Raw genomic sequence first — 25,645 nt, 5'->3', positions numbered from 1 at the left:
ACGTATCCGGCGGCCAAGAGGAGGTAGGACATGATCGAAGATATCTCCCTGAGTATTCCGGGGGATTCCGGCGCTCCCCTGCGGGTGCCGGCCTGGCGCCTGGACAGCGGCAAACCGGGCCCCAAGGTCCACTTGCAGGCCGGGGTCCACGCCGACGAGATCGCCGGCATGCTGGTGCTGCACACGCTCCTGCCGCGCCTGATCCAGGCCGCTGAGGACGGCCTGTTGCGCGGCAGCGTGACGCTGGTGCCCCAGGCCAACCCGCTGGGCATCGGCCAGTTCCGTCAAGGGCGCATCCTGGGGCGGGTGCACGAACCCAGCAGCCGCAACTTCAACCGAGGCTTCCCCGAGTCAGCATCACAGGCCCGGCCGATTGGCAGTCTCGCCGCCTGGCAGAAGGCGCTGGCCGGACTTGCCGCCGATGCCGATATCGTCCTTGACCTGCATACCGACGACGAAGCGCTGCAATACGTCTACTTGCACCAGTGCTTCTGGCCCGCCGGCCAGGACCTCGCGGCAGCCCTTGGGGCCGAAGTGGCGATTATCTGGGAGGGGGATGGCGATGGTGCCTTCGAGGAGGTGGTGATTGCGCCCTGGCTGGCGGACGGTCGCGTCGAGGGGCGCCTGGTGTCCACCGTCGAGCTGCGCGGGCAAGGGGATGTGAGTGACGCCCTGGCACAGCAGGATGCCGATGGGCTCTACACCTTTCTCTGCGCCCGTGGCCTTGTTGCCGAACCGGCGCAATTACCGGCGTGGCAGGGCAGGGCGGTGCCCATCGGGCATATGGAAACCGTATTCGCGCCCGCTGCCGGAGTGCTGGTGTTCGAGCGCGAGCTGGGCGATGCCGTCCAGGCCGGTGAATGCTTCGCCCGTGTCATTACCACCCCCGGCGACCCGTCCAGCGAACACCGGCTGTTGGCGCCCCAGGCGGGACTGATGGTCACCCGCTATCGCGACCGGCTGGTCCCGGCAGGGGCGATAGTCGCCAAATTCACCGGCTCGTTACCGTCGAGCACCTGGACCTCCGGTGCGCTCGATCCGTAACAGCTCTGTCGTAGGAGCCGGCTTGCTGGCGAAAGGGAGGCTCCGGTTCGAGAGCAAGCTCGCTCCTACAGGGACATGCGGGGCTCGGATGTAGGAGCCAGCTTGCTGGCGAATGGCGTGGGGAGGTTCGCGAGCAAGCTCGCTCCTGCAGGGGCGCGCTTGCTCGGATGTAGGAGCCAGCTTGCTGGCGAATGGCGTGGATGAGGTTCGCGAGCGAGCTCGCTCCTACAACCAGACCGCGTCCCAGAACGGATAGTCCGCCAATTTCTCCACCAGACCAGCACGCAAGGGATTGGCAACGACATAGCGGGCCACCGCCTGCACGTCTTCCTCTCTGCGAAGGGCATGGTCATGAAAACCTTTCTGCCACACACGCCCGCTACTTCTCTCCATTGAATTCAGGGCAATGGCGGCACGGGACTTCAGTCGCCTCACGTGCTGTTCCAGGGTTCCGGACTGCAGTTGAACGAGCCAATGCAGATGGTCTGGCATCAATACCCAGGCGAGGGTTTCCAGCGAGTGTCCCTCCCGCATGGCATAAATCTCCCGGGCGACCAGGCAGCCGGGACTCCATTGTGCGAACACGGGCGTTCGCTCATGAGTGACGGTTGTCAGCAGGTAGATACGGCCGGGCTCGGAGTAGCGGCCTTTACGCAGGTTCCTTCCTTGATAGCGCATCCATTGCGCTCCCTGTGGAGAAAACAGGGAGGTTTGCTCAGGGCTTCAAGAGGGGCAAGGGAGCCCTGTGTAGGAGCCAGCTTGCTGGCGAAAGGGAAGCTCCGATTCGCGAGCAAGCTCGCTCCTACAGGGTGCCATCAATGGTGTTCGCGGGTGGCGCGGAATTTCACGTCTGGCCAGCGCTCTTCCATCAGGCTGAGGTTCACGCGGGTCGGTGCCAGGTACGTGAGGTGACCGCCGCCGTCTACGGCCAGGTTTTCGAAGGCCTTGTCCTTGAACTCCTTGAGCTTCTTCTCGTCCTTGCACTCGATCCAGCGCGCCGACCAGACGTTGATCGCCTCGTAGGCGCACTCGACTTTGTATTCCTCCTTCAGGCGGCTGGCGACCACATCGAACTGCAGCACGCCCACGGCGCCGAGGATGATGTCGTTGTTGCGCTCGGGGAAGAACACCTGGGTGGCGCCTTCCTCGGCCAGTTCCTGCAGGCCCTGGCGCAGCTGCTTGGACTTCAGCGGGTCCTTCAGGCGCACGCGGCGGAACAGTTCCGGGGCGAAGTGCGGGATGCCGGTGAAGCCCAGGGCCTCGCCTTCGGTGAAGGTGTCGCCGATCTGGATGGTGCCGTGGTTGTGCAGGCCGATGATGTCGCCGGCGAAGGCCTCTTCCAGCTGCTCACGCTCGCTGGAGAAGAAAGTCAGCGCGTCGGCGATCTTCACGTCCTTGCCCAGGCGCACGTGGCGCATCTTCATGCCCTTCTCATATTTGCCCGAGCAGATGCGCATGAAGGCGATACGGTCGCGGTGTTTCGGGTCCATGTTCGCCTGGATCTTGAACACGAAGCCGGAGAACTTCTCCTCGGTCGGCTCCACGATGCGCTCATGGGCGGCACGCGACAGCGGTTTCGGCGCCCAGTCGACGATGCAGTCGAGCACCTGGTCGACGCCGAAGTTGCCCAGTGCGGTACCGAAGAACACTGGGGTCATCTCGCCCTTGAGGAAGGCTTCCTTGTCGAACTCGTGGCAGGCGCCCTGCACCAGTTCCAGCTCCTCGACGAAGTTGTCGTAGAGGTCGCCCAGGTGGGCGCGGGCTTCGTCCGAGTCGAGCTTGTCGATCACCTTGATCTCGGTGCGCTCGTGGCCGTGGCCCGGGGTGTAGACGATGATCTTGTCCTGGGACAGGTGGTAGACGCCCTTGAAGTCCTTGTAGCAACCGATCGGCCAGGTGATGGGCGCGGCCTTGATCTTCAGTACCGCCTCGATCTCATCCAGCAGTTCAATGGGGTCGCGGATGTCGCGGTCCAGCTTGTTGATGAAGCTGACAATGGGCGTATCGCGCAGGCGGCAGACTTCCATCAGGGCAATGGTGCGCGGTTCTACACCCTTGCCGCCGTCCAGCACCATCAACGCCGAGTCCACCGCAGTCAGGGTGCGGTAGGTGTCTTCGGAGAAGTCTTCGTGGCCGGGGGTGTCGAGCAGGTTGATCATGTGCTCGCGGTAGGGGAACTGCATCACCGAGGTGGTGATGGAGATGCCGCGCTGCTTTTCCATCTCCATCCAGTCGGAGGTGGCGTGCCGGTCGGATTTACGCGACTTCACGGTACCGGCCACGGCGATGGCCTTGCCCATCAGCAGCAGCTTTTCGGTGATGGTGGTCTTACCGGCGTCGGGGTGGGAGATGATCGCGAACGTGCGGCGTTTCGCGACTTCGGCGGCCTGGATGGTCATGGAGGGTGCCTGCTGGAATCGATGGCGGGGCGCGGACGGCCCGGAAAAGCGCGGGATTATAGCGGGAAATGGATGCTCGATCAGCGCCGCCGGGCATGTTGGGCTTCGCTTCGCTCTGCGCCAACCTACTGGGCTACTGCGCAGCCCTTTGCAAATGAATTCGCCCCCACAGGGGAAAGACCCTCCGTCCCCCTGTCATCACCCTGAAACCCGCGGCTGTGCAGCATTTCATAACGTTTTGTTGAGGATTCGAAACAGTCAACAGGCCATGCGACAAAGGGATGCGAGAAAGCGGCAATTTTTGATTGATCTGTGGTTCCTGTGGTCCTAAAGTTCGCGCCCGAACGTCCATGCTGGCAACGATCCATCCGGCTCAAGTACTGACGACGAGAGGTTTGAAGTCATTGATGACTGAAAATCCTCGGCGACATGCCTTGGGAAGTAGGCGAACCAAAGTGGGGAAACTGATCAGACGTTCAGGCCTGTTGTCCAACGCAACACCGGCCACCCCTAACAACTTTCGTTTGTTTTGCCATATGGAGTCCCTCGCATGTCGATCAAGGTCGAAGACTATTTCTCGCCCCAAACTTTCCAGCGCATGAAGGCGTTTGCCGACAAGCAAGAAACCCCGTTCGTAGTCATCGACAAGCAGACCATCGCCGATTCCTACGACCAACTGGTGAGCTGCTTCCCCTTCGCCAAGGTCTACTACGCGGTGAAGGCCAACCCGGCCACCGAAATCACTGAGCTGCTGCGCGACAAGGGTTCCAACTTCGACATCGCCTCCATCTATGAGCTGGACAAGGTGATGAAGACCGGCGTTGGCCCGGAGCGCATCAGCTACGGCAACACCATCAAGAAAGCCCGCGACATCCGTTACTTCTTCGAGAAGGGCGTGCGCCTGTTCGCCACCGACTCCGAAGCCGACCTGCGCAACATCGCCAAGGCCGCTCCGGGCGCCAAGGTCTATGTACGTATCCTCACTGAAGGCTCCACCTCGGCTGACTGGCCGCTGTCGCGCAAGTTCGGCTGCAACCCGGACATGGCCCTGGACCTGCTGATCCTCGCCAAGCAACTGGGCCTGGTGCCCTACGGCGTGTCGTTCCATGTGGGCAGCCAGCAGCGCGACATCGATGTCTGGGACGCCGCCATCGCCAAGGTCAAGGTGATCTTCGAGCGCCTGAAGGAAGAAGACGGCATCACCCTGCAGATGATCAACATGGGCGGTGGCTTCCCGGCCAACTACATCCAGCGCACCAACAGCCTGGAAACCTACGCCGAAGAGATCATCCGCTTCCTCAAGGAAGATTTCGGCGACGAGCTGCCGGAAATCATCCTGGAGCCGGGCCGATCCCTGATCGCCAACGCCGGCATCCTGGTCAGCGAAGTGGTGCTGGTGGCGCGCAAGTCGCGTACCGCCGTAGAGCGCTGGATCTACACCGACGTGGGCAAGTTCTCCGGCCTGATCGAAACCATGGACGAGGCCATCAAGTTCCCGATCTGGGTCGAGAAGAAGGGCGAGGTGGAAGAGGTGGTGATCGCCGGCCCGACCTGCGACAGCGCCGACATCATGTACGAGAACTACAAGTACGGCCTGCCGCTGAACCTGGCTGCCGAAGACCGCCTCTACTGGCTGTCCACCGGCGCCTACACCACCAGCTACAGCGCAGTGGAGTTCAATGGCTTCCCGCCGCTGAAGGCCTACTACCTGTAAGCCAGTACGCGCTTCGAACAAGGCCCGCCTTCATGGCGGGCCTTGTCATTTTCGGGGCGTGGTTTCTTGTGCGTTGTCAGGGCAGTAAGATGAGCGCCAGTTACATTTGCAAACGATTATCGACTGGCCCGTTGCCGGTCCGAAGAGGTTCGCCGCCTTGACTGCGCTCATTCCTGCCGAGATCGCCGCCGTTGCCGATTACGAAACCTTCGCCCGTGAGCGCATGACGCCGCAAGCCTGGGCCTATCTGGCCGGCGGCGCGGCGGATGAGCAGACCCTGGCGGACAATCTCGCGGCCTTCCAGCGTGTGCGCCTGCTCAATCGGGTGCTGGAGGATCTTCAGGGAGGCCACACTCGTTTGCAGCTCTGCGGCCTCGGGCTGGATTATCCGATTCTTCTGGCGCCGGTCGCGTTCCAGAAGCTGGCCCATCCTGATGGCGAGCTGGCCAGCGTGCTCGGCGCTTCTGCCATGGGCGCGGCCATGGTGGTCAGCACCCAGGCCAGTGTCAGCCTGGAAGCCATTGCCCAGGCCGCACAGACTCCCCTCTGGTTCCAGCTCTACATCCAGCCGGATCGTGAGTTCACTCGCGACCTGGTGCGGCGTGTCGAGGCGGCTGGTTATCGCGCGTTGGTAGTCACGGTGGATGCGCCGGTCAACGGCATGCGTAACCGTGAGCAGCGGGCGGGGTTCGTCCTGCCGGAGGGCGTCGAAGCGGTGAACTTGAGAGGCATGCGCAGCCTGCCGCCGAGCGTCGCCCAGCCGGGTACGAGCCCGCTGTTCGGCAGCCCGTTGCTGACCCATGCGCCGACCTGGAAGGACCTGGAGTGGCTGCAATCCCTCACGCACTTGCCGGTGCTGGTCAAGGGGGTGATGAATCCACGGGATGCCGAGCGTGCGGTGGAGCGGGGCGTCGCTGGAATCGTGGTCTCCAACCACGGCGGCCGGACCCTGGACGGCATGCCGGCGACGCTGGACGTGCTGCCGGCGGTCGCTCAGGCAGTGGCCGGCAGGGTGCCGGTGTTGCTCGATGGTGGCGTTCGTCGTGGAACCGACGTGTTCAAGGCGCTCGCGTTGGGCGCGAGTGCAGTGATGATCGGTCGTCCCTACGTTCATGGGCTGGCTACCGCGGGAGCCTCTGGCGTGGCCCATGTACTGCACCTGCTGCGTACTGAGCTGGAAGTGGCGATGATCCTGACGGGGTGCGCGAGCCTGGCCGACATCGAGCCTTCCCTGATCTGGCGTTAGACCTCCTGGCGTCACCTGTCATAAAGCCGAATGGTTTCCCCAATCATCGATGGTCGTTTCACAGGCTCGATTTGTATCGAGGCTGAAAAATGACCGGATAGTCACGATTAATGGTCGGCAGGGACTAGCTCGAGTCTGATTTAGTAGTTAGGTGGTTTTTGAGGATTTTTATTGGTTTTTCGAGCATATCGCATGAAATAACCGATAGTTGATGCTCTCGGTGATCCGATGAGAAGTGTAAAGATTCTGTAAATATTGTGTTTGGAATATTTACTGATAAACGTTCGCAAATAGAATCGCGCCCCATCTTCACTGGGGAGTGATTCTTATGAGCAAAAAGAACAATCTGCCGCAACGCGCCGTCCTGGCCACTGCCGTCGGCCTCGTCACTGCATCTTCCGCTGGCCTGGCCATGGCCGCCGAACAGGGCAAGCTTGAACTCGGCACTGTCAAAATCGATAGCAAGGCCGAGAAGTCGTACAAGGTCGAGGAGTCCGCTTCCTCCAAGTACACCGCGCCGTTGCTGGACACTCCGCAGACCATCACCGTGGTTCCCAAGGAAGTCATCAAGGAGCAGCAGGCACTGAGCCTGCGCCAGGTGCTGTCCAACGTCTCCGGTATCACCTTCAACGCCGGTGAGGGCGGTGGTGGTTCTGGAGACAGCATCAACATCCGTGGCTTCTCCGCGAACAACAACATCCAGATCGACGGCCTGCGTGACAGCGCCCAGACCAGCCGTACCGATACCTTCAACATCGAACAGGTCGAGGTCATCAAGGGCCCGAACTCGGTGTTCGGCGGCGCCGGCACCACCGGCGGCAGCATCAACATCATCAGCAAGCAGCCGATGGATCGTGCCTTCACCACCCTGGGCGGTGGCCTGGGCACCGACAACTACCACCGCCTGACCCTGGACGCCAACCAGCCGCTGGAAGGCGTGGGCACCGACAGTGCCTTCCGCGTGAACCTGATGGCCCACGAGAACGACGTGCCCGGCCGCGACGAGATCGACCGCGAGCGCTGGGGCGTTGCGCCCTCCCTGCGCCTGGGCTTCAACGAGTCCACTCGCCTGACCCTGAGCGCCTTCCACCAGACCGACGACAATCTGCCGGACTATGGCGTACCCGCCCGCGACGGCAAGAAGCTCGCCGGCGTCAGCCGCGAGGACTACTTTGGCTGGGACAATCTGGACAAGGACGAGATCGAGCAGAGCGCTTTCACCGCGAACTTCGAACACGAGTTCAACGACAGCCTGCGCCTGCAGAACCTGACCCGCTACAGCCGTATCGACCGCGACACCATCGTTTCGGCGTCCCACGTGAACGTCACCGGCGTCCCGGCGGGCCGTTATCGTCCGGCAGGCCCACAGGCTTCCGGCCGTGACACCACCACCGAGATGTGGATCAACCAGACCAACCTTCGCGCCAGCTTCGCAACCCTCGGTCTTGACCACGAACTGGTGACCGGTGCGGAAATCTCCCGCGAGGACTTCGACCTCAAGAGCTACAACCATGGTCTGGGCAACGGCCTGTACCCGGCAGACGGCTATGACCTGAGCAACCCGCCCGGCCACTGGGTCGGCCCGGTCAACAAGACCACTTCCAGCTACACAGAGAACCAGTTGGACGACAAGGCGCTGTATGTCTTCGACACCATCGCCCTGAACGAGCAGTGGGACTTCAACGCCGGCCTGCGCTACGACTGGTTCAAGGGCCACAGCGATACCTTCAGTGCGGCTCACGCGCCGACTGGCAGCTTCACCTCCAAGGACGAGAAACTCAGCAGCCGCGCCGGCCTGGTCTACAAGCCGGTTGAGAACGGTCGCTTCTACGTGGCCTGGGGCAACTCCTTCAACCCCACCGCCGAAGGCATCGCATCCAACGGTGGTGGCCTGACCGCGGCGACCGAGAACCTGGACCCGGAAAAGAACGAGACCTGGGAACTGGGCACCAAGTGGGAACTGCTGGACGGCCGCCTGGGGCTGGATGGCGCGTTGTTCCGCGTGGAAAAGACCAATGCGCGTGAAACCATGGCCGACGGCTCGACCCAACTGGCCGGCAAGCAACGCGTGGAAGGCGTGGAGCTGGGGCTGACCGGTCACATCACCGAGCAGTGGGATGTGTTTGCCAACTACACCTTCCAGTCCAGCGAGACCCTGGACGCTGCCGACACTGCCGCGGGTATCGCGCGTGAAGGCCAGGCGCTGGCCAACACCCCGCCGCGCTCCTTCAACCTGTGGACCACCTACGAGCTGCCGGAAGGCTGGACCCTGGGCTACGGCGCGCGCTACGTCAGCGAGCGTAACGTCAGCTCCAGCACCACTGCCAAGCTGGACGCCTACTGGCTGCACAACGCCATGGTCGGCTACCGGGTCAACGAAAACCTGGACCTGCAGCTGAACGTGAACAACCTGTTCGACAAGGACTACGTGGAGCGTGTGCGTCAGCAGAACGGTACCGACGCGCGTTCCTCGGCCATCGAATACGGCGATGCTCGTTCGGCGATCCTGACCGCCAGCTACTCGTTCTGACGGACGAGTCACGGGCCCTGCCTTGTGCAGGGCCCGTGTCGCTGTAAATAAAAGGTAAAACCTTCGTTTCCTGATTTAATGCATCCCGTTCTCAAATAAAATCGCCCCCCGGTCAGGCATGGGGCCTGCCGCGAACAAGCGATTTGACGCACCGCCAGGTGCGTATCCGAGGGATATCACGTGTTGAAGAAGACCCTGTTCCAGCTGCACTGGCTGTTCGGTATCAGTGCGGGGCTGGTGCTGGCACTGATGGGCATCACCGGGGCCGCGTACAGCTTTCAGGAAGAAATCCTCCGCCTGCTCAACCCTGAGACCCTGACGGTCGAGGTGCGTGACAGTGGCGTGCTGCCGCCGGCCGAGCTGGTAACCAGGATCGAAGCCGCCGAAGGCAAGAAAGTCTCCGGCCTGTGGGTGGAAACGAGCACCGACCATGCCGCCCGCGTCTTCTTCATGCCGCCGCCGGGCGAGCGCCGCGGCCCCATGCGCTACTTCGACCCCTACACCGGCGAGTTGCTGGGCCAGCCTGCCGGCCAGCAGTTCTTTGGCCTGATGCTGCAATTGCACCGCTTCCTCGCCATGGGCGAGTTCGGCAAGCAGATCACCGCCGCCTGCACCCTGATCCTCATTTTCTTCTGCCTGTCCGGCCTCTACCTGCGCTGGCCGCGCAAGGCCACCAACTGGCGCGCCTGGCTGACCCTCGACTGGTCACGCAAGGGCCGCAGCTTCAACTGGGACCTGCATGCCGTGGCCGGTACCTGGTGCCTGGTGTTCTATCTCCTGGCGGCGCTGACCGGCCTGTACTGGTCCTACGAGTGGTACCGCGAAGGCCTCACCCGCCTGCTTTCCGATGCCCCGGCCGGCCAGCAGGGCAAGCCCGGCGAGCGTCGTGGCGAAGGCCGTGGCCGTCCCGGCGCGGAGGCGCCGTCCGGCCCGCCGCTGGTGGTGGACTACGACGCCGTGTGGAAAAGCATCCGCGACACCGCCGGCCCGACCCTGAGCGCCTACAACCTGCGCCTGCCGCCGGTGGGCGGCAAGCCTGCCCAGGTGTTCTACCTGCTGGAGGATGCCGACCATCCCCGTGCCCTCAACCAGATCGTCCTTGACCCCGCCACCGGCAAGGTGACGCGCAGCGAACGCTACACCGACAAGAGCTTCAAGGCCCAGCTACTGACCAGCGTCTATGCGCTGCATATGGGCGAGTACTTCGGCCTGCCGGGCCGCATCCTGGTGATGCTGGCGAGCCTGACCATGCCGCTGTTCTTCGTCACCGGCTGGCTGCTCTACCTCGACCGCCGACGCAAGAAGCGTGCGATCAAGGCCGCCCGTGGTGGCCTGGCCGAGAGCGGTGGGCAGGATTCCTGGTTGATCGGCTTCGCCAGCCAGAGCGGTTTCGCCGAGCAACTGGCCTGGCAGAGCGCCAGCCAGCTCCAGGCTGCCGGCCTGCCGGTACGGGTCGAACCCCTCGCCGCGCTGGATGGCAGCACCCTGGCGCAGGCCCGCAACGCGCTTTTCGTGGTCAGTACCTTTGGCGATGGCGAGGCGCCGGACAATGCCCGTGGCTTCGAGCGCAAGGTGCTTGGCCAGGCCTCCCAGCTCGCCGGCCTGCGCTTTGCCGTGCTGGCCCTGGGCGACCGCCAGTACGAGCAGTTCTGTGGCTTCGGCCGCCGCCTGCAGGCCTGGCTGAAAGGGCAAGGCGCAAGTCAGCTGTTCGAGCCGGTGGAAGTGGATAACGGCAACAGCAGCGCCCTGCAGCAATGGCAGCAGCAGATCGCCCAGGTTTCCGGCAGCGCCATGCTGACGCCCTGGAGCGGCCCGGCGTTCGAAAGCTGGACCCTGGAAGGCCGCGAACACCTCAATCCGGGTAGCCAGGGCGAATCCGCCTGGCTGCTGCGCCTGCGCGCCCCGGCAGGTAGCCAGGTGGACTGGCAGGCCGGCGACCTGGTGGAAATCCTCCCGCGCCAGGCCGAACCGCGCATCCAGGCCTGGCTCGACCAGCATGGCCTCGACGGCAACGCCCAGGTGGAGCTGGATGGCCAGCGCCAGACGCTGCGCCAAGCCCTGGCCGGGCGCCTGCTGCCGAACTCCTTCGAGCATCTTGTTGGGCTGCACCCGCACGCCCTGGTGCAGGCGCTGATCGGCCTCTCGGTGCGTCAGTACTCGATCGCCTCACTGGCCAGCGACGGTGTGCTGGAGCTGATCGTGCGCCAGGAACAGCACGCCGATGGCAGCCTGGGCATCGCCTCCGGCTGGCTGACCCACTACTTGCCGCAGGGTGCCGTCGTGCCCCTGCGCCTGCGTCGCAACAGCCGCTTCCACCTGATCGACGAAGATCGTCCGCTGATCTTCATTGGCAACGGTACTGGCCTCGCCGGCCTGCGTGGCCTGCTCAAGGCGGCCATCGCAGCCGGGCGCAATCGCAACTGGCTGCTGTTCGGTGAGCGCAACCAGGCTCACGACTTCTATTGCCGTGACGAGTTGCAGGGCTGGTTGGCCCAGGGCGAACTGCAGCGCCTGGACCTCGCCTTCTCCCGCGACCAGGCCGAAAAGATCTATGTGCAGGACCGTCTGCGTGAAGCAGCGGACGAACTGCGCGCCTGGCTGGCAGAGGGCGCGGTGATCTATGTCTGCGGCAGTCTGCAGGGCATGGCCGAGGGCGTCGATCGCACCCTGCGCGACATCCTTGGCGACGAGGCGCTGCAGCAGCTGAATGACGATGGCCGCTACCGCCGCGACGTGTACTGAAGGCGCTGTGCGCCAAACCGAGTGATCCCTGCTCCTGGGGAACGTTCGCCCTGCCTTGTGCGGGGCGTTTTTTTGTTGTTCTTCGCCCCTCCGCAGGGTGCGCCATGCGCACCGGTTCGATGCCCGTCCGTTATGTAGGGTGGGCTTTAGCCCGCGCTGGCCTTGATTGGTGGGCTGAAGCCCACCCTACGGGAGGAATACCCGCGAATTAGTCCCTACAAGGCTGCCGGCTTTTAGCCATAATCCGCCTCATGAACAGACGAATCCTGCTGAACTGCGACATGGGCGAAAGCTTCGGCGCCTGGCAGATGGGTAATGACGAACACGCCATGCCACTGGTGGACCAGGCCAACCTCGCCTGTGGTTTCCACGCCGCTGACCCCCTGACCATGCAGCGCACCGTCGAGCTGGCGCTGCGTCACCATGTGCGCATCGGTGCCCATCCGGCCTACCCGGACCTCGCCGGTTTCGGCCGTCGCCATATGGCTTGCTCGCCGGAAGAGGTGCGCGCCCTGGTGCTCTATCAGCTTGGCGCGCTGGAAGCCTTCTGCCGTGCAGTCGGTACCCAGGTGGCTTACGTAAAGCCCCATGGCGCGCTGTACAACGATCTGGTGCGGGACGACGCGCTGCTCGAAGCCGTGCTCGATGCCTGTGCCAGTTATCGCAAAGGGCTGCCGCTGATGGTTCTGGCCCTGGCGGACAACAGCCGTGAACTGCAACTGGCGGATGCCGCCGATGTGCCGTTGATGTTCGAAGCCTTCGCCGACCGCGCCTATCTTTCCGACGGCCAACTGGCGCCTCGGCGCATGACTGGTGCGGTGCATCACGACCCCGAGCGCATTCTCAGCCAGGCCCTGGCCATTGCCGCCGGTGAGCCCTTCCCGGACATCGACGGCAAGCCCTTGCGGCTGACTGCCGACAGCCTCTGCGTGCATGGCGACAATCCCGAGTCCCTGGCGGTGTTGCGCCGTCTGCGAGGCAAGCTGGACGCCCTATGATCCGTCTCGAGCCTGCTGGCGCCGAAGCCCTGCTGCTGGTGCTGGCCGATGAACCGGATACCCGGTCTCCACAGCGCATCGCGGCGCTGGCCGAGACCCTGCGCCGTGAGCTGGGATCGCTGTTGCTGGATCTGGTGCCCGGTTGGACCACCCTGCTGCTGCACTACGACCTGACCCGCACGGACCAGCAGGACCTGGCCCAGCGTATCGAGCCGCTGCTGGAAGCCTGGCTGCTGGCTCCCGACGCGACCGACGCCGGCCGGCTGCATGAAATCCCCATCTGGTACTGCGGCGAGGACCTGGCCTGGGTGGCGGAGTCCTGTGGTCTGTCCGTGGCCGGGGTGGTGGATATCCACAGCAGCGCCGAGTACCGGGTCGGGGCTATCGGCTTTTCGCCGGGCTTCGCCTATCTGGGTGGTCTCGATTCGCGTCTTGCCCTGCCACGTCGCAGCAGCCCGCGCATTCGCGTGCCGGCCGGCAGCCTGGCCATCGCCGAGCAGCAGACGGCCATTTATCCACAGGCCTCTCCGGGCGGCTGGCACCTGCTCGGGCTCTGTCCCTGGCGCTTGTTCGATGCCCGGCGCGAGCCGCCGTGTCCGCTGGCCCTGGGTGATCGCGTGCGCTTCTTCGCCATCGACGAAGCTCGCTATCGCGCTGAAGGTGGCGAGGCATGAGCAGCCTGCGGGTGATCAAGCCCGGCCCCCTGAGCCTGCTGCAGGACGCCGGTCGGTTCGGCTGGCAGCATCTGGGCGTTTCCCCGACCGGCCCCATGGACCCGCTGGCAGCGGCCTGGGCCAATCGGCTGCTGGGCAATCCGCGGCAATGCGCGGTGCTGGAAATCGCCCTCGGGGGTGTGGAGCTGGAGGCTGAGGCGGCGCTATGGGTGGCCATCACCGGCGCGGACATGCCGCTGAGTGTCGACGGCGAATCGCGCCTCAACTGGTCGCGCTTTCGCCTGGAGGCCGGGCAGCGCTTGCAGGTCGGTTATGCCCGCCATGGTCAGCGCGCGTATCTGGCACTGGCGGGCGGCATCCGTGCCGAACCGGTGCTGGGTAGCGTGGCTTGCCAGATGCGTGAAGGCTTGGGCGGCCTGAATGGCCAAGGCCATCGCCTGGTCGAAGGTGACCTGCTGGCAGGCGGTTCCGGCAACTTCCCACGTGGCGCCAGCGTGCCTTGGCCCTGGCAACCGGACTACAGCGTGGCGCAGGTGCTGCGGGTGGTGATCGGGGGCGACGCCGCCAGTTTCGACGAGGACCAGGCCCGCGCCTTCTTCGAGCGCCCCTGGCAACTCAGTTCGCAGTCCGATCGCATGGGGGCGAGGCTGGAAGGTGAGCCGCTGGTCCCACCGCAACGGCAGTGGTCCCAGGGCGTGGTCAGTGGCGCGATCCAGGTGCCTCCGGATGGCCAGCCGATCATCCTGATGGCCGACCGCCAGACCATGGGCGGTTATCCCATCCTTGGCTGGGTCCATTCCCTGGACCTCGGGCGCCTGGCGCAATGCCCCGCGAACCAGATGCTGCGGTTCACCGTGATGAGCCTGGACGACTCCCAGGACGAGCTGCGGGCGTTCTATAGCTTCTTCGGGCGGTAAGCCGCTCTGGCAGGGACGCTGCGTGGCCGTGTTGTTCAGGATCGCGCCATGGAGCTTCGATCTGCTGGCGCGGCCATTCGCTGGCAAGCCAGCTCCTACGGGCAATGCAGCTGCCTACAACACGTCATGCAGACAGAGCCAATGAATTCGCCCCTACAAGGGGGGCGGTCAACACCTCAACCGTTGATGCTCTCGACGTTGTGGCAGGCCACCTGGCGCGCATCGATCAGGCGCAGGACGGGTTCTTCCACCTTGCAGCGCTCGGTGGCGTAGGGGCAGCGCTTGTGGAAGGCGCAGCCGGACGGCGGGTCGAGCGGGTTGGGCAGTTCGCCGGCGATCTTGATCTTCGGCTTGCTCGGGTCTGGATGAATCGCCGGCGTGGCCGAGAGCAGGGCCTTGGTGTAAGGGTGCAGCGGGCGCTCGTAGATCAACTCACTGGGGCCCATCTCGACCGGGCGGCCGAGGTACATCACCAGCACGTCGTTGGCGACGTGGCGCACCACCGCGAGGTTGTGGGAGATGAACACGTAGCCGGTGTTATAGCGCTCCTGCAGGTCCATGAAGAGGTTGAGCACCTGGGCCTGGATCGACACGTCCAGGGCCGAGGTCGGCTCGTCCGCTACCAGTACCTTGGGGTTGAGCATCATGGCGCGGGCCAGTGCGATGCGCTGGCGCTGGCCGCCGGAGAACATATGCGGGTAGCGCTGGTAGTGCTCGGGGCGCAGGCCCACCTGCTGCATCATCGCCTGCACCTGCTCGCGGCGTTCGACGCGGGAAAGGCCAGTGTTGATGACCAGTGGCTCGGCCAACTGGTCGCCAACCTTCTGCCGTGGGTTGAGCGAGGCATAGGGGTTCTGGAAAACCATCTGCACGTCGCGGCGCAGTTGCTTGCGCTCGTCCTTGCTGGCGCCTGCCACTTCGCGACCGGCGATCTGCAGCGAGCCGGAGGAAGGTTCCTCGATCAGCGTCAGGGCGCGGGCCAGCGTGGACTTGCCGCAGCCGGACTCGCCGACCACGGCCAGGGTACGTCCAGCCTCCAACTCGAAAGACACACCGTTCAGGGCGCGCACCAGGGCGCTGGGCTTGAACAGGCCACGGGAGACTTCGTAGTGGCGGGTCAGTTCGCGGGCGGTCAATACAGCACTCATCGCGCCACCTCGATCAGGTTAAGGGGGTAGAAGCAGCGCACGGCGCCATGGGCATGCGGGTCCAGGGTCGGACGCTGGGCCACGCAGTTGGACTGGCCGTAAGGGCAGCGCGGCGACAGCAGGCAACCGTGGGGCCGGTCGTAGCGGCCGGGGACGATGCCGGGCAGCGTCGACAGGCGATGGGCGCCCAGACTGTGCTCGGGAATCGCCTTGAGCAGGGCTTCGGTATAGGGGTGGGTCGGCGCATTGAACAGGCGGGGTACCTCACCGACTTCCACTGCCTGGCCGGCGTACATCACGCAGACGCGGTCGGCGGTTTCGGCCACCACGGCCAGGTCATGGGTGATCAGCACCAGCGCCATGCCCTGGTCGCGCTGCAGGTCCAGCAAGAGGTCCATGATCTGCGCCTGGATGGTCACGTCCAGGGCGGTGGTGGGTTCGTCGGCGATCAGCAGCTTGGGTTCGGCGGCGATGGCCATGGCAATCGCCACGCGCTGGCTCATGCCCCCGGACAGTTGGTGGGGGTAAGCGTCGAGACGGCTGGCGGCGCCGGGGATTTCCACCCGTTCCAGCAGTTCGAGGGCGCGCTGGCGCGCGGCCTTGCCCTTGAGCCCCATGTGCTGGTGCAGCACTTCCTCGATCTGGAAGCCCACGGTGTAGCTGGGGTTGAGGGCGGTCATCGGGTCCTGGAAAACCATCGCCAGGTCCTTGCCCACGATGTGCCGGCGCTGCTTGCCCTTGAGCTTGAGCATGTCGTGGCCGTCGAAGAGCAGGCTGTCGGCGGTGACGCGGCCGGGGGCGTCGATCAGCCCCATCAGGGCCATCATGGTCACCGACTTGCCGGAGCCGGACTCGCCGACGATGGCCAGCACTTCGCCCTTGTTCACGGCGATGTCGAGGCCGTCCACCACCGGCACGGCATTGGCGTCGCCGAAGCGCACGCTGAGGTTCCTGATTTCGAGGAGGCTCATGCGGTGGCCTCCAGAGCGGTGCAAGGCTCGCCGTAGGATGGAGCGATGCCCATCGACGTGGTCGGCCGGAAATGATGGGTTTCGCTTCGCTCTACCCATCCTACGAAGATGATTCGGTTCATGGCGGGCTCCTCAGACTGCATTCTTGAGTTTCGGGTCCAGCGCATCGCGCAGGCCGTCGCCCATCAGGTTGATTGCCAGCACGCTGAGCAGAATGGTCAGGCCGGGCAGCGAGACCACCCACCAGGCGCGTTCGATGTAGTCGCGCGCGGAGGCCAGCATGGTGCCCCACTCAGGCGTGGGCGGCTGCACACCGAGGCCGAGGAAACCCAGGGCGGCGGCGTCGAGGATGGCCGAGGAGAAACTCAGGGTGGCCTGCACGATCAGCGGCGCCATGCAGTTGGGCAGCACGGTGACGAACATCAGGCGCAGCAGGCCGGCGCCAGCCAGGCGCGAGGCGGTGACGTAGTCGCGGTTCAGCTCGCCCATCACCGAGGCGCGGGTCAGGCGCACATAGGAAGGCAGGGAGACGATGGCGATGGCGATCACGGTGTTGATCAGGCCCGGGCCGAGGATGGCGACGATGGCCACCGCCAGCAGCAGCGAGGGCAGGGCCAGCATGATGTCCATCAGGCGCATGATCGAGGGCCCCAGCAGGCGCGGGAAGAAACCCGCCACCAGGCCGAGGAGGATGCCCGGGATCAGCGACATCACCACCGAGGCCAGGCCGATCAGCAGGGACAGGCGGGCGCCATGGATCAGGCGCGAGAGTAGGTCGCGGCCAAGTTCATCGGTGCCCAGCAGGAACTGCGCCTGGCCGCCTTCCAGCCAGACCGGCGGGGTCAGCAGGAAGTCACGGAACTGCTCGCTCGGGTCATGGGGCGCGACCCAAGGGGCGAAGAGGGCGCAGAACACGATCAGGATCATGAAGGCAAGGCCGCCGACGGCGCCCTTGTTGTGGGAAAAGGCCTTCCAGAACTCCTTCAGCGGGGAGGGGTAAAGGATGCTTGGATCGACCTGGGGTTGCAGGGTGGTCACGTCAGGTCTCCTTATCGCTGATGGCGGATGCGTGGGTTGACCAGGCCGTAGAGGATGTCCACGACGAAGTTCACCAGGATCACCAGGCAGGCGATCAGCAGGATGCCGTTCTGCACCACTGGATAATCACGAGCGCCGATGGCCTCGATCAGCCATTTGCCGATACCGGGCCAGGAGAAGATGGTTTCGGTCAGCACGGCGCCGGCGAGCAGGGCGCCTATCTGCAGGCCGAACACGGTGAGGACCGGTACCAGCGCGTTGCGCAGGCCGTGGACGAAGACCACGCGAGCCGGCGACAGGCCCTTGGCGCGGGCGGTGCGGACATAGTCTTCGCGCAGTACTTCGAGCATGGCCGAGCGGGTCATGCGGGCGATCACCGCCAGCGGGATGGTGCCCAGCACGATGGCCGGCAGGATCAGGTGGCGCAGGGCATCGACGAAGGCGCCTTCTTCTTCGGAAAGCAGCGTGTCGATGAGCATGAAGCCGGTTCTCGGTTCGATGTCGTAGAGCAGGTCGATCCGTCCGGATACCGGCGTCCAGCCCAGCCAGACGGAGAAGAACATGATCAACAGCAGGCCCCACCAGAAAATCGGCATGGAGTAGCCCGCCAGCGAGATGCCCATCACCCCGTGGTCGAACAGGGAGCCGCGTTTGAGCGCGGCGATCACGCCGGCCAGTACGCCAAGGGTGCCCGCGAAGATCAGTGCCGCGATGGACAGCTCCAGGGTAGCCGGGAACAGGGTGAGGAATTCTTGCCAGACGCCTTCGCGGGTGCGCAGTGATTCGCCCAGATCGCCCTGTGCCAGCTTGCCGATGTAATCCAGGTACTGTTCCGGCAGCGGTTTGTTGAGGCCGAGGCGTTCCATGGCCTGGGCGTGCATTTCCGGGTCGACCCGACGTTCACCCATCATCACTTCCACCGGGTCGCCGGGGATCAGGCGAATCAGGGCGAAGGTGAGCAGGGTGACGCCGAAGAAGGTGGGGATCAGAAGTCCCAGTCGGCGTGCGATGAAACTCAGCATTTGGGCGAATCACTCCTCGTCTTTGTAATGCCGGTCAGCGTGCTGACCGTTCCCAGCAGTTTAGGCCGCGTGGGTAAAGGCGCCGGCCCGAGGGTGTCGGGACGGGGGGCCTTGCGTTCGTTATGGGCAGGTGAGATTGGCCTCGGCCACTCTGTCGGTGGCTCGAAGGGGGCGGACAAGGCCGGTTGCCCGGCCTCGTTCACTCAGCGTCCGTTGGAGACGCCATAGAAGCTGTTGCGTCCGAAGGGGCTGATCAGGAAGTCCTTCACGCTGGCTCGCATCGGTTGATAAACCGTGGAGTGCGCAATGGGGGTGATCGGTACCTGCTGTTGCAGGACGTGCTGGGCCTGCTTGTACAGCTCGGTACGCTTCTCGACATCGGCGGTGGCCTTGGCGGCCTTCACCAGCTTGTCGTAGCGGGCGTCGCACCATTTGGAGAAGTTGTTGCCGTCGACCGAGTCGCAGCCGTAGAGGGTGCCCAGCCAGTTGTCCGGGTCGCCGTTGTCGCCGGTCCAGCCGATCAGCATGGCGTCGTGTTCACCATTGTGGGCACGCTTGATGTACTCGCCCCACTCGTAGCTGACGATACGTGCCTTGATGCCCACCTTGGCCCAGAGGGTGATTTCGGTACCTTCCTTCACGCCGGCGGCTTTCAGCAGTTCCTTGGCCTTCTCCGGGTTGAAGTCGCGGTCCTTGATGGTTTCGTCGTAGGACCATTGGGTCGGCGGCATGCCGTTCACGGCGAGCTGGCCGGCGCCCTGGTAGACGGCGTCGATGATGGCCTGCTTGTTCACCGCCATGTCCAGCGCCTGGCGCACTTCGAGCTTGTCGAAGGGGGCGCGGGTGACGTTGTAGGCGATGTAGCCGAGGTTGAAGCCGGGTTCGCTCGGCACCTTCAGGTTCGGGTCCTTCTTCAGGGCCTCGATGTCTGCCGGGCGCGGGTTGAGGGTGACCTGGCATTCGCCGGCCTTGAGCTTCTGGGTGCGCACGGAGGCATCGGTGTTGATGGCGAAGATCAGGTTGTCGATCTTCACATCCTCGGGCTTCCAGTAATCCTTGTTACCGGTGAAGCGGATCTGCGCGTCCTTCTGGTAGCGCTTGAGCACGAAGGGGCCAGTGCCGATGGGCTTCTGGTTGATGTCGGCGGCCTTGCCGGCCTTCAGCAACTGGTCGGCGTACTCGGCGGACTGAATCGCAGCGAAGTTCATCGCCAGGTTCTGGATGAAGGCGGCGTCTACTTCGTTCAGGTTGAAGGCGACGGTCATGTCGTCGACCTTCTCTACCTTGGCGATGTTCTTGTCCAGGCCCATGTCGGTGAAGTAGGGGAACTCGGTGGGGTAGGCCTTACGGAACGGATGCTCCTTGTCGAGCATGCGCTGGAAGGTGAAGACCACGTCGTCGGCGTTGAGCTCGCGGGTCGGCTTGAAATAGGCGGTGGTGTGGAACTTCACACCGGGGCGCAGGTGGAAGACGTAGCGCTTGCCGTCTTCGCTGATGTCCCAACTGCTGGCCAGGGCAGGTTCGACCTGGGTACTGCCGCGCTGGAACTGGGCGAGGCGGTTGAAGAGGGTTTCGGAGGTCGCGTCGAAGTCGGTGCCGGTGGTGTACTGGCCCGGGTCGAAGCCGGCGGGGCTGCCTTCGGAGCAGAAGACCAGGTTGCTGGCGGCGTGGGTGAAGCCGGAGCCGAGGATCAGGCCGGCGGCGAGCATGGACTTGAGCGTGGTTTTCTGACGCATGCGAACCTCGTTGTTGTTGTTCTGAGGGCGGCGTATCAGGTGGTCGAAGCCTTCGGTGTCCGTTGCACCTGACCCTGCGGCTTCGTGGGCCGCAGGTTGCCCGTCATTCGCGAGCCAGGGGCCGGATGCCGGCATCCCCGGGCGGGCGATGGCGGCGGAGGGGAAAGGGATGCTTGCGCCTGCGCCGGCCGAGGCCGAACTTAAGTGATGCTGAAATTAAGGTCAACTTAAATTCAGTGGCGCTTACATCTGGAACTGGCTGGTCAGGGCGTGGGGTGGTCGTCGAACAGGCCCATGGTGGTCACGGTCAGCACCTCGGCCACTTCGTCGCCGGCATTGGCGAGAAAATGCGGCTTGGCGGCGTCGAAATGCACTGAATCCCCAGGGCCGAGGGGGTAGTTGCGACCTTCAATGGTGTAGGCGATCTGCCCCGACAGCACGTAGGCGAACTCAGCGCCATCGTGGGAGATGAGCTCGGACTGGTAGCCCACCGGCATGCTCATCTTCACTGCGTTGATCAGGTTGCCCGGGAAGTTGCTGGACAGGCGCTCGTAGGCCAGCGGCTGGCCGCCGATGGTGTAGCGCACGCGCTGGCCCTGATGGGAGTCGGGCTGGTGCTGGGCGGGCTGGTCGAACAGGGCGTTGAGCGGAATGCCCAGGGATTTGGCGATGTTCGCCAGGGATGAGATGGACACGCCGGTGAGGTTGCGCTCGGCCTGGGACAGGAAACTGGCCGTAAGGCCCGATTCGGCGGCGACTTGGTTCAGGGTCTTGTTGGCGGCGCGGCGATAGCGGCGCAACCGTTCGCCGATCTGTTCTACGGTCTTTGGCGTGGCTCTTGTTCTGAAGGGCGCCAGTATAACGGGCGGCGCATTGTAGAAAAGGCTTGTCGCCTTATTGAAATTAAGTGGGACTGAAAAATTGCGTTGACGGCTATTTAAGTGAGACTTAAATTCGGCGCACGGCAACATCACTCGGGAGAACAAGATGACAGTGGGTGTGGGTGGCAAGACTCCGGAACAGGCCCTGGCCGGCCTGGCGATCATGACCGAGGGCACGGAGCCCATCGGCCTCGGTGAGTACCAGGCACGCATTGCCAAGGCCCAGGGCCTGATGCGCGAACAGGGTGTCGCGGCCATCTACCTGAACGCTGGCAGCAACTTGCGCTACTTCACCGGGGTGAAGTGGAGCCCGAGCGAACGCATGGTCGGTGCCGTGCTCCCTGCCGATGGTCAACTCGCCTACATTGCCCCCGCGTTTGAAGAAGGCACCATTCGCGATTTTCGCGAGGTGGACGGGGTTATCCACACTTGGCAGGAACACGAGAGCCCCTATCGCCTGCTGCTGGAAATGCTGGCCGGAATGGGCATCGCCGCCGACGCCAAGGTGGGCCTGTGCCCGTCGCTGGCCTTCTTCATGTTCGACGGCATCCGTCGTCTCGGCTCGGGCTTCGACTTCGTCGATGCGGCCTGCGTGATCAATCCCTGCCGCTTCCACAAGTCCGCCACCGAGCTGGCGCTGATGCAGCGCGCCAAGGACATGACCCTTGAAGTGCACAAGGCTGCCGCCAGCATCCTGCGCGCGGGCATCAGCACCCTTGAGGTCGCCGAGTTCATCCACCAGGCGCACCGCAAGGTGGGCGCGCCGGGTTCGACCTTCTGCATCGTGCTGTTCGGTGAGGCCAGTGCCTTTCCCCATGGCGTAAAGCACGCGCAGGTGCTGAAGGACGGCGACATGGTGCTGATCGACACCGGCTGCCAGCTCCATGGCTATCAGTCGGATATCACCCGCAGCTATGTATTCGGTTCCCCGAGCGACCGTCAGCGCACGTTCTGGAACCTGGAGAAGGCGGCGCAGCAGGCTGCCTTCGATGCGGCCCGCCTTGGCGAGCCTTGCGGCTCGGTAGACACCGCGGCGCGTCGTTGCCTGGAAGCCGGCGGCCTGGGCCCGGACTACCAGTTGCCCGGCCTGCCGCACCGCACCGGCCACGGCATCGGCATGGATATTCACGAAGGGCCTTACCTGGTGCGCGGCGACGAAACGCCGCTGGCCGAAGGCATGTGTTTCTCCAATGAGCCGATGATCTGCGTGCCGGGCGAGTTCGGCATTCGCCTGGAGGACCACTTCTACATGACGGCCACTGGGCCGCGCTGGTTTACCGAGCCGAGCCATTCCATCGACGATCCGTTCGGGTTGGGGGCCTGAGGTCTGCTTGGCGAATGAATTGGCTGTGTCCGCGTAACGTGTTGAGGGTCGTGGAATTCCTTGTAGGAGCTAGCTTGCTAGCGAACGCGGACATTTTCGCCAGCAAGCTGGCTCCTACAGGCGCCCAAGCTCACCGATAGCTAACGCAGACAGAGCGAATGATTTCGCCCCAACAGGGAAGCGGCCTACGGGTTCACCTTCACCCGCGCGAAGTTGTTCGATCCCATCGGGTTCAGCTGGAACCCGTCCACACCTTTGCGCACGGCGGCGAACTGCTTGGGATGCGCGAGGGTTATCCACGGTGCCTGCTCGTGGAAGATCGCCAGCGCCTTTCGATAGAGCTCGGCACGGCGGGTCGTATCGCTGATGGCGCGGGCTTCGCGGATCAACCCATCGAACGCCGGGTTGCACCAGCCGGCCTGATTCTCGCCTGATTTGGCCGCGGCGCAGGACAGGTTGGGTGTAAGGAAGTTGTCCGGGTCTCCGTTGTCGCCGGCCCAGCCCATGAACACCAGGTCGTGCTCACCGTTCTTGGCGCGTTTGATCAGCTCGCCCCATTCATACACGCGAATGTCTGCCTTGATGCCGATGGCGGCCAGGTCTGCCTGGAGCATCTGCGCGCCAATGCCCGGGTTGGGGTTGGTCGGTCCGCCGCCGGGGCGGGTCCAGATGCTCAGCTTGAAGCCGTCCTTGTGACCCGCTTCGGCCAGCAGTTGCCGCGCTTTTTCCGGGTCGTGAGGCCAAGGGTTCAGCTTGTCGTTGAAGCCCAGCATGCTGGCCGGGTAGGGCGCCACGGCGATGCTGGCATTCCCTTCGCCATATTGGGCGCGCAGGTAGGCGCGGGTGTCGAAGGCGAGGTTGATGGCCTGGCGTACCCGCACGTCGTCGAGCGGCGGATGGCGGGTGTTGATGCCGACGTAGGCGACGAGTAGGGAGTCCAGTTCCAGAACCTGCAAGGCCGGGTCCTGGCGCAGGGCGTCGATATCAGTCGGGCGCGGATAGACGGCAATCTGGCAGGCGCCGGCCTTGAGTTGCTGTACGCGCACGTTGGGATCGGGGGTGATGGCGAACAGCAAACGGTCGATCGCAGGTTTGCCTGCCCAGTAGTGCGTGTTGGCGCGGAAGCGGATTTGCGCATCCTTGCGGTAGCGCTCGAAAACGAACGGGCCTGTGCCGACCGGTTCGCGGTTGAGCTGTTCCGGCTTTCCAGCTTTCAGCAACTGGTCGGCGTATTCGGCGGAATAGATGGACGTGAAGCCCATGGCCAGGTCGGCGAGAAAGGGCGCCTCCGGGTGTTTCAGGGTGAAACGCACGCGGTGGTCGTCGAGCTTCTCGATGCGCTCGATCAACTGCGCGAAGGCCATGGATTCGGCATAGGGGAAGCCGCGCGGGGACAGCGTGTGCCAGGGATGAGCCGGGTCGAGCTGGCGCTGGAAACTCCAGAGCACGTCGTCGGCGTTGAGTTCACGGCTGGGAGTGAACCAGGACGTGCTGTGGAAGGTAACGCCCTTGCGTAGCTGGAACTCGTAGACGAGGCCGTCAGGGCTGATGCTCCAGCTTTCCGCCAATCCCGGTTGCAGCCGGGTGCTGCTGGGCGCGAACTGCACCAGGCGGTCGAAGACCGTCTCGGCCGAGGCATCGGCCGTGGTGGCGGCAGTGTACTGGACAATGTCGAAGCCTTCGGGGCTGGCTTCGGTGCAGACGACCAGGCTGTTGTTCCGGGCGAGGGCGGTCGTTGCGCCCAGCAGCAGAAGCAGGGGAGCAAGACGAATGAGCTTGTGCATGGACTGTCTCCTGTAGGCCCCGGCGACGATCTGCCGGGGCCGCGGTCATTCAGAGCAGGTCGAACGGAAGGGTGCTGACGATGCGTAGTTCGTCGGCACTGGCATCCACTTACTGCCGGCTTTCTCGGTGTGACCTCCAGGTGACCCTGAAGGGGCTGTTCTCAAGGCGTCCACCCTGGACTATGTAGCTTGCCGTCGGGCCATGCTCATGGTGACGCTCATCATCCATGGCTAGCACTTCCGCGCAATTGCCGTAGGCGCCGTTGCGAGCGCCCCGGTAGCGGGTGCCGTCGATGTTCCAACCCTTTGACGTACCAGACACCGGTGCGTAGCCCCGGAATCCCGAAAACCGCCCAGTCGGTATCGTATCGCACCTGGGCCGAGCGCTCGTTCGCCCGTAGTCGGAGAACAGAGTGTTGGCCAGGTGGATCGTGGCGGTTTCGCGAACGTAGTCGAAGTATTCATCGCCGTGGTTCTGTTGCCAGGCAAAGGTCAGCGAGTGGGCCTGGTGACCAAGGCTTAGGGCGAGGCTTCAGGCGTCGTTATCGATGTAACCCTCCTTGCGCGAACCGCCGTCGCGGGTGCGGTAGGCGTTGAGGGTCGTATCCAGGGCCAGTCGCCCGAGGTCTCCCGCACTATGGGGCAGGCCCAGGAATTACTGGTCCCACAAGTCGTCGAAATAGCTCGCATAGGCGGCGATTTCAAAGGCTTCCACCAGATTGTGGCGGCCTCCTAGGTAATGCACATGATCGCCCTTGGCCTGGCGGGTTCCATACTTCGTGGTGAAAGCGCCCTGAACACGAAAGTCGCCCAGTCATCTGGCCGGTTTCGGCTTTACGCAGCGCCTATAAAAAGCATGACACGCGCAGTGCCGTTGCCTTCTCGATCATGCGCTTGGCTTTGTTCAAGACGCTGCGTTTGCCCAACTGCATATAGGTGCTGCGCCGGGCCACTATCTGCCAGATGACTGCACGTCCTGCATGATCGGGCTGCTTCTGCACCCCCGGTGCAGCCCGCATCGGCACAGATCACGTTCTCCTCGCTGTGCAGCAGTTGGTCGATCTGGGGGGCATCGGCCAAGTTGGCCGCCGTACCCACGATTCTGCACGCTAGGCCAGACTCGGCATCGGCACCAATATTCGACTTCGTCCCGAAAGTACTGGTTGCCCTTCTTCGATTGGTGCATCTCAGGATCGCGTTTGCCTTCCTTGCTCTTGGTCGAGCTGGGTGCCTGAGTGATCGCCGCATCGGCGATGGTGCCCTGGCGCAGCGACAGCTTGGCGAACTGACGGTGCGAGTTTATCTCGTACAGCGCTTCCTCCATCGCCGTATGGCTGAGGGCAAACCAGCTTTGCAGCAGGTGGATGCGCAGCATGGTTTCCGGTGGGTACGGCGGACGACCACTTCCAGCCTTGGGGTAGAACGGCTCAATCAACTCCAGCAGCCCTACCCATGGTCGCGATCAAAATCAGCAGGC

Annotated in this window: 20 protein-coding genes and 1 pseudogene; 9 read left to right on the top strand and 12 right to left on the bottom strand. The window is 64.0% G+C overall.

Annotation, left to right across the window (positions count from 1 at the left end; all coding sequences use genetic code 11):
• The first annotated feature begins 30 nt into the window (after nucleotides 1–30).
• Nucleotides 31–1,044, top strand: coding sequence for a M14 family metallopeptidase (locus G559_RS0112530; protein ID WP_028628543.1), 1,014 nt, complete (start codon nucleotides 31–33; stop codon nucleotides 1,042–1,044).
• Between the two features lie 225 nt (nucleotides 1,045–1,269).
• Here the strand turns inward: G559_RS0112530 and G559_RS0112525 are convergent, their stop codons facing one another.
• A complete protein-coding gene (locus tag G559_RS0112525) occupies nucleotides 1,270–1,722 on the bottom strand; it encodes an REP-associated tyrosine transposase (RefSeq protein WP_028628542.1) in 453 nt (150 codons plus the stop codon).
• 137 nt (nucleotides 1,723–1,859) lie between these two features.
• Complete coding sequence (locus G559_RS0112520) at nucleotides 1,860–3,443, bottom strand: peptide chain release factor 3 (protein ID WP_028628541.1); 1,584 nt, start codon at nucleotides 3,441–3,443, stop codon at nucleotides 1,860–1,862.
• A 550-nt stretch (nucleotides 3,444–3,993) separates the two neighbouring features.
• Here G559_RS0112520 and G559_RS0112515 point away from each other — a divergent pair.
• The 7 genes from G559_RS0112515 (at nucleotide 3,994) to G559_RS0112485 (ending at nucleotide 14,264) form a co-directional block, all read left to right on the top strand.
• On the top strand, nucleotides 3,994–5,157 hold the full coding sequence (locus G559_RS0112515) for a type III PLP-dependent enzyme (RefSeq protein WP_028628540.1): 1,164 nt from the start codon (nucleotides 3,994–3,996) through the stop codon (nucleotides 5,155–5,157).
• A gap of 157 nt (nucleotides 5,158–5,314) precedes the next feature.
• A complete protein-coding gene (locus G559_RS0112510) occupies nucleotides 5,315–6,403 on the top strand; it encodes an alpha-hydroxy acid oxidase (RefSeq protein WP_028628539.1) in 1,089 nt (362 codons plus the stop codon).
• Nucleotides 6,404–6,731: 328 nt separating this feature from the next.
• On the top strand, nucleotides 6,732–8,933 hold the full coding sequence (locus tag G559_RS0112505; protein ID WP_028628538.1) for a TonB-dependent receptor: 2,202 nt from the start codon (nucleotides 6,732–6,734) through the stop codon (nucleotides 8,931–8,933).
• A gap of 183 nt (nucleotides 8,934–9,116) precedes the next feature.
• Nucleotides 9,117–11,675: a PepSY domain-containing protein gene (locus G559_RS0112500; protein WP_028628537.1), complete on the top strand. Its 2,559-nt coding sequence runs from the start codon at nucleotides 9,117–9,119 to the stop codon at nucleotides 11,673–11,675.
• Between the two features lie 251 nt (nucleotides 11,676–11,926).
• Complete coding sequence (locus G559_RS0112495; RefSeq protein WP_028628536.1) at nucleotides 11,927–12,673, top strand: 5-oxoprolinase subunit PxpA; 747 nt, start codon at nucleotides 11,927–11,929, stop codon at nucleotides 12,671–12,673.
• Nucleotides 12,670–13,347, top strand: a complete 678-nt coding sequence (gene pxpB / locus G559_RS0112490) for a 5-oxoprolinase subunit PxpB (RefSeq protein ID WP_028628535.1) — start codon at nucleotides 12,670–12,672, stop codon at nucleotides 13,345–13,347. Before G559_RS0112495 ends, pxpB begins: the two co-directional genes overlap by 4 nt.
• A complete protein-coding gene (locus G559_RS0112485; RefSeq protein WP_028628534.1) occupies nucleotides 13,344–14,264 on the top strand; it encodes a 5-oxoprolinase subunit C family protein in 921 nt (306 codons plus the stop codon). Before pxpB ends, G559_RS0112485 begins: the two co-directional genes overlap by 4 nt.
• A gap of 176 nt (nucleotides 14,265–14,440) precedes the next feature.
• Here the strand turns inward: G559_RS0112485 and G559_RS0112480 are convergent, their stop codons facing one another.
• The 7 genes from G559_RS0112480 to G559_RS0112455 all read right to left on the bottom strand — a co-directional run bounded on the left by G559_RS0112480 (nucleotide 14,441) and on the right by G559_RS0112455 (nucleotide 21,036).
• The gene (locus G559_RS0112480) at nucleotides 14,441–15,412 is read right to left on the bottom strand and encodes a peptide ABC transporter ATP-binding protein (RefSeq protein ID WP_028628533.1); all 972 of its coding nucleotides are present in this window, start codon (nucleotides 15,410–15,412) and stop codon (nucleotides 14,441–14,443) included.
• Nucleotides 15,409–16,383: an ABC transporter ATP-binding protein gene (locus G559_RS0112475; RefSeq protein ID WP_028628532.1), complete on the bottom strand. Its 975-nt coding sequence runs from the start codon at nucleotides 16,381–16,383 to the stop codon at nucleotides 15,409–15,411. The genes G559_RS0112480 and G559_RS0112475 overlap by 4 nt, the downstream gene beginning before the upstream one ends.
• Nucleotides 16,380–16,505 carry a glycosyltransferase family 4 protein gene (locus G559_RS31105; RefSeq protein ID WP_137821097.1) on the bottom strand — a complete coding sequence of 42 codons (126 nt, stop codon included), beginning with the start codon at nucleotides 16,503–16,505 and terminating at the stop codon, nucleotides 16,380–16,382. Before G559_RS31105 ends, G559_RS0112475 begins: the two co-directional genes overlap by 4 nt.
• 10 nt (nucleotides 16,506–16,515) lie before the next feature.
• A complete protein-coding gene (locus G559_RS0112470; RefSeq protein ID WP_028628531.1) occupies nucleotides 16,516–17,421 on the bottom strand; it encodes an ABC transporter permease subunit in 906 nt (301 codons plus the stop codon).
• Between the two features lie 11 nt (nucleotides 17,422–17,432).
• Nucleotides 17,433–18,443, bottom strand: a complete 1,011-nt coding sequence (locus tag G559_RS0112465) for an ABC transporter permease subunit (RefSeq protein WP_028628530.1) — start codon at nucleotides 18,441–18,443, stop codon at nucleotides 17,433–17,435.
• A gap of 203 nt (nucleotides 18,444–18,646) precedes the next feature.
• On the bottom strand, nucleotides 18,647–20,179 hold the full coding sequence (locus G559_RS0112460; RefSeq protein ID WP_028628529.1) for an ABC transporter substrate-binding protein: 1,533 nt from the start codon (nucleotides 20,177–20,179) through the stop codon (nucleotides 18,647–18,649).
• A gap of 263 nt (nucleotides 20,180–20,442) precedes the next feature.
• A complete protein-coding gene (locus G559_RS0112455) occupies nucleotides 20,443–21,036 on the bottom strand; it encodes a helix-turn-helix domain-containing protein (protein WP_028628528.1) in 594 nt (197 codons plus the stop codon).
• 130 nt (nucleotides 21,037–21,166) lie between these two features.
• Between G559_RS0112455 and G559_RS0112450 the strand changes: the two genes are divergently transcribed.
• The gene (locus G559_RS0112450; protein WP_028628527.1) at nucleotides 21,167–22,384 is read left to right on the top strand and encodes a M24 family metallopeptidase; all 1,218 of its coding nucleotides are present in this window, start codon (nucleotides 21,167–21,169) and stop codon (nucleotides 22,382–22,384) included.
• Nucleotides 22,385–22,569: 185 nt separating this feature from the next.
• Here the strand turns inward: G559_RS0112450 and G559_RS0112445 are convergent, their stop codons facing one another.
• From G559_RS0112445 to G559_RS28935, 3 genes and pseudogenes are all read right to left on the bottom strand, one after another.
• The gene (locus tag G559_RS0112445) at nucleotides 22,570–24,168 is read right to left on the bottom strand and encodes an ABC transporter substrate-binding protein (RefSeq protein WP_028628526.1); all 1,599 of its coding nucleotides are present in this window, start codon (nucleotides 24,166–24,168) and stop codon (nucleotides 22,570–22,572) included.
• A gap of 221 nt (nucleotides 24,169–24,389) precedes the next feature.
• On the bottom strand, nucleotides 24,390–24,542 hold the full coding sequence (locus tag G559_RS31265) for a hypothetical protein (protein WP_394296412.1): 153 nt from the start codon (nucleotides 24,540–24,542) through the stop codon (nucleotides 24,390–24,392).
• A 495-nt stretch (nucleotides 24,543–25,037) separates the two neighbouring features.
• A pseudogene (locus G559_RS28935) lies at nucleotides 25,038–25,624 on the bottom strand (transposase); the annotation flags it as partial.
• Nucleotides 25,625–25,645: the final 21 nt, after the last annotated feature.

It is taken from the genome of Metapseudomonas resinovorans DSM 21078, assembly GCF_000423545.1.
GTDB lineage: Bacteria > Pseudomonadota > Gammaproteobacteria > Pseudomonadales > Pseudomonadaceae > Metapseudomonas > Metapseudomonas resinovorans.
The sequence above is the reverse complement of the archived record's forward strand: the minus strand, read 5'-3'. Positions and strand labels throughout refer to the sequence as shown.